Annotated in this window: 9 protein-coding genes and 1 pseudogene; 2 read left to right on the forward strand and 8 right to left on the reverse strand. The window is 41.6% G+C overall.

Going from position 1 to position 10,172, the window contains the following annotated elements; translation table 11 throughout:
- Nucleotides 1-133 precede the first annotated feature (133 nt).
- Nucleotides 134-829: a GTP pyrophosphokinase gene (locus RDS42_RS08165; RefSeq protein WP_308783215.1), complete on the forward strand. Its 696-nt coding sequence runs from the start codon at nt 134-136 to the stop codon at nt 827-829.
- An 88-nt stretch (nt 830-917) separates the two neighbouring features.
- Here the strand turns inward: RDS42_RS08165 and RDS42_RS08170 are convergent, their stop codons facing one another.
- The 7 genes from RDS42_RS08170 to RDS42_RS08200 form a co-directional block, all read right to left on the reverse strand.
- Nucleotides 918-2,114, reverse strand: a complete 1,197-nt coding sequence (locus RDS42_RS08170; RefSeq protein WP_308783216.1) for a pyridoxal phosphate-dependent aminotransferase — start codon at nt 2,112-2,114, stop codon at nt 918-920.
- A gap of 5 nt (nt 2,115-2,119) precedes the next feature.
- Complete coding sequence (locus tag RDS42_RS08175) at nt 2,120-3,598, reverse strand: sodium-dependent transporter (RefSeq protein WP_308783217.1); 1,479 nt, start codon at nt 3,596-3,598, stop codon at nt 2,120-2,122.
- An 89-nt stretch (nt 3,599-3,687) separates the two neighbouring features.
- Nucleotides 3,688-4,140 carry a DUF1653 domain-containing protein gene (locus RDS42_RS08180; RefSeq protein ID WP_308783218.1) on the reverse strand — a complete coding sequence of 151 codons (453 nt, stop codon included), beginning with the start codon at nt 4,138-4,140 and terminating at the stop codon, nt 3,688-3,690.
- A 60-nt stretch (nt 4,141-4,200) separates the two neighbouring features.
- Entirely contained in the window at nt 4,201-5,382 is a 1,182-nt protein-coding gene (locus RDS42_RS08185) for an MFS transporter (RefSeq protein ID WP_308783219.1), read from the reverse strand.
- Nucleotides 5,383-5,439: 57 nt separating this feature from the next.
- Nucleotides 5,440-6,966, reverse strand: a complete 1,527-nt coding sequence (locus tag RDS42_RS08190) for an ATP-binding cassette domain-containing protein (protein WP_308783220.1) — start codon at nt 6,964-6,966, stop codon at nt 5,440-5,442.
- 256 nt (nt 6,967-7,222) lie between these two features.
- Nucleotides 7,223-7,645, reverse strand: a complete 423-nt coding sequence (locus RDS42_RS08195) for a GNAT family N-acetyltransferase (protein WP_308783221.1) — start codon at nt 7,643-7,645, stop codon at nt 7,223-7,225.
- Entirely contained in the window at nt 7,581-8,639 is a 1,059-nt protein-coding gene (locus RDS42_RS08200; RefSeq protein ID WP_308783222.1) for a DHH family phosphoesterase, read from the reverse strand. The genes RDS42_RS08195 and RDS42_RS08200 overlap by 65 nt, the downstream gene beginning before the upstream one ends.
- Before the next feature lie 547 nt (nt 8,640-9,186).
- On the opposite strand from RDS42_RS08200, the gene RDS42_RS08205 reads away from it, so the two are divergent.
- Nucleotides 9,187-9,756 (forward strand): transposase, encoded by a 570-nt coding sequence (locus RDS42_RS08205; protein WP_308783223.1) that lies wholly within the window; start codon nt 9,187-9,189, stop codon nt 9,754-9,756.
- On the opposite strand, the pseudogene RDS42_RS08210 reads toward RDS42_RS08205, so the two are convergent.
- Nucleotides 9,693-10,085 (reverse strand): annotated as a pseudogene (locus RDS42_RS08210) (transposase); the annotation flags it as partial. The gene RDS42_RS08205 and the pseudogene RDS42_RS08210 sit on opposite strands and share 64 nt — an antisense overlap.
- Nucleotides 10,086-10,172 lie beyond the last annotated feature (87 nt).

Raw genomic sequence — 10,172 nt, forward strand, 5'->3', positions numbered from 1 at the left:
CCTTTCTTCCGCATATCTTAATTGATGTGACCCCAAAATAAATAAATGTCTGTATAATACGGGGCTTTTCCATAAAATTTAACCCAGGATTAACAGAAGCTTTTTTTCTATTTATCATAAGGAGCGTAAAATCATGATCAGTTGCATTGCAGTAAGAAACGATCAGAAAACTATTTATACACAGATTGAAGAAGAAAGACAAAGATTGAAGAAAAAAGAACAATTTAAGTATCTGCTGAACGGAAGCGAATTTCAGATGAAAGGAAAATGCGCCATCAGTCTGATGCAGACAAAGCTTGATATCATAAATACCATACTCACCATGAAATATGGACGAAATGTAATCCAGTCACAAACCGGACGCCTCAAAGAATTTGACAGTGTATACAAAAAAATGCAGAAAAAAGGTCTGGAACTGAATTTTGATCTTGCACTGGAAAAAATAAACGATCTGATCGGTGTACGGGCTGTCTGCGCTTATATGGATGACATTTATCAGGTTGCGGAATTATTAGGAAGACAGAAAGATATCCGCATCATCAAGACTAAAGATTATATTAAAGAGCCAAAAAAATCAGGCTATCAGAGCCTGCATCTGATCCTGGAAGCTGCTATTCCTCAACAGGATGATATCCAATGGATAAAAATCGAACTGCAGCTTCGGACTGCAGCTATGGATTACTGGGCAAATCTGGATCACCAGCTTCGATACAAAAGAGGAAAAAAAGACGCACAGTTAATTGACGAAGAGCTCCAGCAGTGCGCCTCTGTGATCCGTTCTCTGGATCAGAAAATGCTGAAGATCCGAAAGAAGATTGATAAAATTTAAACAAATTCACCACAAAAAGCGGATCAATTCCTTATATCATTTAAGGAATCGATCCGCTTTGTACTTTTCTCCATATCAGAACAGTATTTTATTTTGCACTAAGACCATATTCTGCTGCCAGCTTTCTGAATTCCGGCAGCGAATGAAGAATTGTCTCATGGGAAACACAATAAGCAAGTCTTACATATCCCGGACATGCAAAGGAACTTCCCGGAACCATAAGAATATTATATTTCTTACCTGCCTCACAAAATGCTTTTTCATCTGGAACCGGAGATTTTACAAAAAGATAAAAGGCACCCTGCGGTTTGATACACTGAAATCCACATTCCATCAGTCCATTATAAAGATCAAGACGGTTTCTGTCATAGGCTGCCACATCTACCTCAGCATCCACGCAGCGGGCAATCACTTTTTGCATTAATGAAGGTGCATTTACACTTCCAAGAATACGGTTTGCAATCCCGGCTGCAGCGATTACTGTCCCACTGTCCTCCAACTCATCCGGAATCACCAGATATCCAATTCTCTCTCCGGGAAGAGACAAAGATTTACTATAAGAATAGCCTACTACTGTATTCTTATAATATTTAGTCAGATAGGGCACTTTTACACCATCATAGGCCAGTTCCCGGTAAGGCTCATCCGAAATCAGATAGATCACATTCCCGTATTCTCTCTGCTTTGCCTCCAGAACAGCAGCCAGTTCCCGGATTGTCTCCTCCGAATAAACGACTCCTGTTGGATTATGAGGCGTATTTACGATCACCGCTCTGGTATTGGCAGTGATCTTCTCTTTTAGTTCCTGAAGATTTGGCTGAAACGTATCTGTATCTGGTGAAATCTCTACAAGCCTGCCGTCATAATTTTTCACATATGCTCCATATTCCAGAAAATACGGTGCAAAAACAATCACTTCCTCTCCTGGATTCAGGATTGTTTTCAAAATAACATTCAGTCCGCTTGCAGCTCCTACTGTCATGATCAGATTCTTTGCAGAAAAAGAAGTTCCAAAGCGGCGGTTCAAAGACTGTGCAATTACTTCTCTTACATCCTCAAAGCCTGCATTGTTCATATAACCATGAAGCACCGCAGGATCCTCACTGTTCGCCAGATCGATGATTGCTTCCCTCACACAGTCCGGCGCCGGAACGCTGGGATTTCCCAGACTGAAATCAAATACCTTATCTGCTCCGTATTTTTTCTTCAGACGGTTTCCCTCCTCAAACATCGTACGGATTGCAGAATTATTCTGTACAAATGGAATCATTTTTTCTGCTATCATGTCTGTCAGCTCCTGTCTTTTTTGTTCTTACTATGTCCAAATGCGATCCAGCCTACAAGAGCAAGCATCGCTACACCAACAGCCATCCAGGGAACAAAGTATGTCATTCCCTTAGGTTTGAACATATCATAATAACCTTTCAGGTAAATAATAGAAACTACTACCGGAAGCACGATCATCATATACGGGCGTATTCCTTTTGGGAACTTCACTCCCTTTCCGGTGTTGGCTTCCTTCAGGAAGTTTTCCCAGCCCCAGCCATTTTTAGATGCACAAAACAATACAAACAGCACAGAACCAAGAGGAAGAATATTATTAGACACAATAAAATCTTCAAGATCCATGATATTGGTTCCTTCACCCAGAATCTGAATTCCTGACCATGGACCAAATCCCAGAACTGCCGGCATAGACAATATAATCACAAGCACGATATTGACCATTACTGCTTTTTTACGTGTCCATCCCCACAAATCAATGGCAAACGACAGAATATTTTCAAATACCGCAATTACTGTGGACAGTGCAGCAAATGACATGAACAGAAAGAACAAGGCTCCCCAGATTCTTCCGCCCATCATCTGATTAAATACATTGGGAAGCGTAATAAACACCAGACCCGGACCGGCTCCCGGTTCCACGCCAAAAGCAAAGCATGCCGGAATAATGATCATACCTGCCATTAACGCAACAAATGTATCCAGAACAAGGATGTTCAGGCTCTCTCCTGCAAGAGTCAGATCCTTTTTCATGTAGCTTCCAAAAATTTCCATGGCGCCAATTCCAATACTCAACGTAAAAAATGCCTGAGACATGGCACCAAAAATAACATTTCCGATACCTGCCCTTTTTATATTCTCAAAGTTCGGTACCAGATAAAATTTAATTCCTTCCATAGCGCCGTCCAGCGTCGCTGAATGAACTGCCAGCACTACAATCAATGCCAGAAGGCATAACATCATAACCTTGGTGATTCTTTCTACACCATTCTGAAGACCCAAAGAACAAATTCCAAATGCCAAAAGAACTGCCAGTATCATCCAAAAGGTCATCGTGCCTGTGGACTGCTGAAAATTTCCAAAGAACTCTGTCACATGCTCTGTGTCAGCACCTGCAAGCTTTCCTGTTGCCATTACATAGCAATAATACATGGTCCATCCTGCAACCATGGTATAAAACATCATCAGCATGTAATTGCCAATCATTCCCATGTAGCTGTATTTATGGAAATTAGATCCCTGTGGTTCCAGTTCATGAAATGCTTTTGCTGTACTTTTTCTGCTGGCGCGGCCTACAGCAAACTCGCTGACAAGAATCGGAAGCCCTAGCACCACAAGAAATGCCAGATAAATCAGGACAAATGCTGCCCCTCCGTATTGACCTGCCATATATGGAAATTTCCATACATTTCCAAGACCAATGGCGCACCCTGCAGACACCAGGATAAACCCAAGTCTCGAACCAAAAGTTTCTCTTTCTTTCACTGCTTTCCCCTCCTAAAAAATAATCGCAATTATTATATCACATTAAAGTGATATTGTGAACAAGAGATTTTAGAGGGGAAAGGATGCTTTTACACCCTCTCAAATCTCCACTTCTGCTTCACATCCGGATACTTCTCCCGATCCACCTGGCTCATAAACATCTCAAAGGGCCGCGCGCAGATCTTAAAGGGGGCATACATTCCCTGATAGATCACCAGTCTTTCTCCTGTTTCTGTATGCTCTGCAAAGGCAAGAACCTTATAAAGATATTCTGAAGTATTTTTATCCACCCATTCTCTTTTAAAGTGCTGCACGATATCTCCCGGGCGGATATCTCTTTTTGCTGCCGCATCTGTTACCGGAGGAGCTTTCGGTTCTGTATTCAGCTCCACATATTCCTCTTTGTCAAGGGATATCGGAATTCCGGTTCTGCCGGAAATATGAACACCTCCGTACCAGCTCCCCTGGATCTCAAAAATGTCTCCTACTTCATATTCGGAACTGTACTCATCGTTCTTCTTAATAATCCTTATTTTTGCCATAATTTTCTTTTCTCCTTTATAAAAATAAAATGCCTGTTTCCAGACATTTTATTTTGTTCTTTATTCTTTTTTCATTCTACCGCAGACCAGGATTCCAGTCAATAAAAGTGCTGGAAATACAATTGCTGCCAGGATACCCATTTTCAGATTTTCACCCATAGCACTGGATACGGCTCCTACAACGGTAGGACCTCCGGAACATCCCAGATCTCCTCCCAGAGCCAGCAGCGCAAACATGGCAGTTCCTCCTTTTGGAAGGGCTGCCGCTGCTTTGCTGAAGCTTCCCGGCCACATGATCCCCACAGAAAGGCCGCAGACTGCGCAGGCTGCCAGGCTGAGAACAGGTGACGGAAAAAGCGCAATCCCCAGATAGGATAAAATACAGAGAATACTGCTCCAGATCATAAAGTGATCCAATTGTATCCTGTCTCCATATTTTCCATAAAAGGCTCTGGCTGCCCCCATTAGAACAGCAAACGCCATAGGACCGGCCAAGTCTCCTGCTGTCTTGGATATCTCCAGACCTTTTTCCGCAAATGTAGATGCCCATTGGCTTACCGCCTGCTCACTTGCTCCTGCACATACCATCATAAGCAGAAGCACCCAGAATATTTTTGAAGCAAAAAGTTCTTTCAGGCTAAGACCGCTTTCCCCTTCCTCCATCAAAGAAGCCATAGGAACTCTGGTAAAAGCAAATGCATTGCAGATGGGGATCACAGCCCACACAATTGCCATGATCTTCCAGTTTTCAATACCTGCTGCCCGAAAGAATACAGTAGAAAGCAGTACTACACCCACATGTCCCCAGCAGTAAAAAGAATGAAGCATACTCATGGCCTTTTCTTTGTTATCAGAAGGGCAGGCTTCTACTACAGGACTTACCAGAACCTCTAAAAGCCCTCCTCCTACTGCATACACCATAACAGAAATCAGAATTCCCGCAAAAGGTGAAGAAAAAAGCTCCGGAAGTATGGTCAGGAGAATCAGTCCTGCAGCAGAAAGTACATGAGCCATTACCATAGATACACGATATCCGATCCTGTCCACAAATCCAATAGCAAGAAGATCCACCAGGAGCTGTACGCCAAAATTAAAGGTCACCAGCAATGTGATCTGAGACAACGGAATGTCATAAGTTCTCTGAAAAGTCAGAAATAAAAGTGGGACAAAGTTATTGATGATCGCCTGCACGATATATCCCACAAAGCAGGCTGTAATTGTTTTATTGTATTGGTTTTTCATCTTCTCCTCCTCAATAGGATTTTTTAATCATTTCTTCAAAACTGCTTCCCGGATAATCTATCGAATCCTGACAAGTCCGTTTTCTGTCATCTGGTACACAGTTTCACATACCTCACGGATATATTTCCTGTCATGAGAAATACTGATTACTGCCCCCTGATATTCCGCCAGAATCTCACGGATAACCGGATTGGACAGCGGCGAAAAATTTCTGGTAGGCTCGTCAAGGATCAGCACATCTGCTCCTGATAAGCTCATTTTTAAAAGAAGTATCTTTGCTTTCTGCCCGCCGGACAGCTCTGAGATTGCATGATCCATCTCCTCTGCTGTGTACTTCAAAGCGCCCAGACAGGTACGGATCCAGGTCTGCTCCTCCCTGTCTCCATTCTCGGAAAGATACTCTGCCGGCGTCATGGAAAGCTCCAGCATTTCCTCATAATTCTGCGGCATATACATGGCATGGATATCTTTTCTGTCCATCAGCTGTTCTGCGATCTTTCTCAGAAAAGTCGTCTTTCCGGATCCGTTTTCCCCAATGATACAGACCTTTTCCGGTCCTTTGACTGTAAGCTGCAGATTCTTTGCAAGTACGGCTCCGTCAGGAGTTTCCAGGCTATCCAGCTTATATTCCAGAAGAGTTTTTCCTGACGGAAAGCTTACGTCCTTCATCCGAAAAAAAATTGCCTCTTCTTCCTCCGGCAGTCTTTCCATCTCTTCTGCCTCGCGGTCAAAACGACGTTCCATAGACTTTACTGCCCGCATTTTTTTCTTCAGAAGATAGCCTGAATGGGGATCCTGACGAGAAACTGAATTCAGATCATTCTGTACTTTTTCCCGGATCCTGTTAAATTTTTCCTGTCTCTTTTTTTCTTCCCTACGGTCGTTCAATGCCTTTCGTTTTTGATTTTCAAAATTCAGATTTCTGCTTTCCAGATATTCTCTATAGCCCGTATGCACTACCGTATAACGACTTTTTGTTTTGCGGCAGATCTGTTCCAGATGGATCACCATATTTGCAGTATTTTCGATCAGCGTTTCATCATGAGAAATAAAAAGCACTGCCTGCGGGGTTTCCTGTATCAGCTTTTCCAGCCATTCCAGAGTATCAATATCATTTGAAGGCTCATCCAGCAGAAATACTGACGGTTTTCCCACAAGTAATTTTGCCATCTGAACTTTTACTTTCTCTCCCCCGGAAAGCATCTGCATCTTCTGATCTCTGTAAAAAAAATCAGCTTTCAGCCCCATCTTTGACGCAATATCTGCCAGCTCCCGGGGATCCGTCTCCCAGAACATTTCCTCCTCACAAAGAAATTCATAGATTGTTTTTTCCCTGTCTTCCTCCGGAAGTTCCTGAGGCAGATAGCCCAGCTTTTCACCATGAACGATTCGTTCTCCTTCTGCCTCCATATAATCTCCGGCCAGCTCCGGCTGAAAAATCCATTTTAATAATGTAGATTTTCCATTTCCTTCTTCTCCAATGATAACTGCCTTATCTCCTGGATTCAATACCAGATGAAAATCTTTCAGTATCACTCTGAGGTCATACTTATGCGTAAGCGTTAAGTTTTTGATCTGTAACATACATTCCTCCTGTGCATTAAAAAATGTCTGTTTTCGCAGCCGAAAACAGACAAATGCAAACAGAACCCTTATATCATTAACGGTTCGCAAACATTCATTCATCAAATCCGGCATGCACAAACAGACCTGTTTCCAGGTATCACTTCCATGTTTGTTTTTACCAAATTTGATTATCTGAACATTTCCTCACCTACGCTTACGCGCCTTTCTTTTATTCTTTTCTGACTATATCACAGAAAAAAGAAGAATACAAGCCCTATCTTTCCCATATCATTTCATATTCCGCTTCACCGGCAGCCTCATCTATATTTTCTGTCCGGATCTGAAAATCCTCCCTCTGATAAAACCTTACAGCTGCCTGATTTTTTACATACACAGAAAGCCTGAGTTTCTGTTTTTTCCCTTTCATATACTTCATCAAAAGTTTCCCAATTCCTTTTGAACGAAATTTTTCTGCCACAAATATCCCTGCAATATAGTCTTCCATCAGACCTGTGAATCCCTGAATTTCGCCTTCTGACTCATACACATACACTTCTGCTTCCGGCAATATAGACCTTACCTCTTCAAAATGATTTTCCCAGTATTCTTTCGGCACAAAATCATGAGCCTGCTTATTGGAATCCAGCCAGATCTTCATAACAGCATCCAGATCCATATTTTTCATTTTTCTTATCATTTTTCATTTCCTCTATTCTCTGAAGGATCAGATTCAGAAATTCACCGGGATCCTCCGTACGCTTCCGTACCCCTGCGGAACCGGCATGTCCGCCTCCGCCAAACGGTGCCAGAAGTTCATTCACGTTTATCCATTTTCCATCTGAACGGAAAGAACATCGAAAACGCCCCGGCTCTTCCTCATACATAGTAAAACCCAGTTTTACATCTTCGCAGTCCCGCAAACATTCACTGACCGAATGAATGTCCTCATAAGAAATCCCCTTTTTCTCAATCATTTCCCGATCCACGATCACAAAAGCGGCCTGGTTATCCACAGCTCTCTGTACCTTCGAGAAAAGATATCCACGTTTCTGCAGATCATACACAGTATCATTATGCATTGTCTGCATTACGTATTCATGATCCACCCCAAGTTTAAGCAGTTCTGCTGCCGCCTGGAAGGTAGATTCCCCAACTCTGGCAAAACTTCCTGTATCATGAAGGATTCCCATATAAACATAATCTGCTGCATTGGGATGAAGTTGTTTTTCTTCATTTACAGCATTCTTCCATTTGTTCCAGTTCAGTATCTCATAGACATTTTCTGCACAGGCCTCTGAAACTCTGGTGTAATTCACATCGCCATACCCTTCATTCGATGCATGATGATCGATCACTATAGACGCTTCGGCATTTTCATATATTTCCCGTCCTGCCAGCCTTTTTAAAATTGCAGTGTCACAAACGATCACTGCGTATCTCTCTTCTTCCGGAAACATAAACGGATCAAACACGGAATCTTTTGTTACCATTTTCTTCGGCCCCTTATCCAGTGTATCCTCCAGATAGGGATATACCTTATACTGCGGGTATACTGCATGTATATAATGGGCTGTCCCCATTACCGACCCGGATGCATCTCCGTCAGGATTGATATGTCCAAGAAGGACCACTGTATCCAGCTGACATTTTTCCATCATCTGACAGAACACATTATCAAATTCAAATTTCATATACTTTTTTCACCTGTATTATAGCCTGCGCTTTCATCTCGGTAATTGAATTGCCGAGGATTCCCACTTATTGTCCTAAAAATCCTGTTAAATTATCTCACTCAGGATATAATGCCACTGCTGCATTGAAATTCATTCCCGTAATTGCCTTTCTTATAAAGTATATCACATGCCGTCTGACAAATAAATCCCCTGTTTCAACAGTTAGTACAGAATGTCCCACTTTCCTGATAAATCACGACCACCGGCTTAGCCCAACATCATAAACTTAAGAGAATCTGCTTAGAGATAGGCAGGTTCTTTTATTTATGGTAAAGTTTAGGCAGGGGTGTATATGAGAGGAAGTTATATTGAAAGAATCCAAAAACTTTCTGAGAAACTATCAGATCCTAATTTAGCAGTGCATGCAAGAAAAATGGGCAGTAATACTTTTTCTCGAAATAGAAAGATGTCCTTAAAAGATATTTTACTGTGCTGTCTTTCTAAAAAAGGGCTTACTACTGCATTGGAACTGAGAAATTATTTTAAACAAAAGGGTGATCTTTACATGGAAATATCGAAACAAGGGTATTTACAACAACGAAAACGGCTGAATCCTGAAGTGTTTTCTTATTTGAATGATGAATATCTGGCTGATTTCTATCATTCCTCTGAGCAAAAACTTTGGAACGGATTTTTGTTACTGGCCATAGATGGAAGTAAGGCAGAAGTACCGAATTCAGCGGAGAACAGAGAACGCTTTGGAAAAAGTAATAATCAGCATTCAGAACTTGGGCAGATACGAGCACTTGTAAGTGGTATGTACGACATTTTGAATCAATTTTACTTGGATATCGAGATTTCACATATTTCTACCAGTGAGACAGAGCTTGCCAAGAAAAACCTGGATCATTTAAAGCGCATGAATATCAAACCGCCTGTATTAGTCATTTTTGACAGGGGGTATCCATCCATGGAATTTATTGATTTTCTGGAAACGGAAAAGATCAATTACTTATTCCGTCTATCCTCCAATGATTATAAATTTGAGCGCAAAAATATGGCATCCACTGACGAAGTCATTCCCTTTGCATACATGGAGATAATCTTGTCATCAATCGAAGAAATGTCTTTTTGACGTTTCGGAAGCACCTGTGGCTCAAATGAACTCTGACGATCCTGAGGTACATCTACCTGAAATTCACCATATTTACTACGAACAATCTTGGATTTCGTACCATTACGGTAGTTAGGCTCACCGGATCTTTCATAACGATTATAGCCAAGATGGTCATCCATTTCTGTTTCAAGCATATCTTGAATTGTTCCGGAAAGTAGATCTTTTAAGGCATCCTGAATATCCTCAGCAGACTGGATATCGTACTCCTGAAGTAATCCCTGAATAAGATTTCTTTTTCCTTCGGTCATTGGTTTTGGTTTGTAAACTTCTTTTTTTCTGTTTGCCATAATAAAAGGCCTCCTATGATTTTAATATTTTATCATAGAAGACCTTTATAGTGTTGAATTTACAGAGATTATTTCACGGGCTCGTTA

It is taken from the genome of uncultured Blautia sp., assembly GCF_902497045.1.
GTDB lineage: Bacteria > Bacillota > Clostridia > Lachnospirales > Lachnospiraceae > Blautia_A.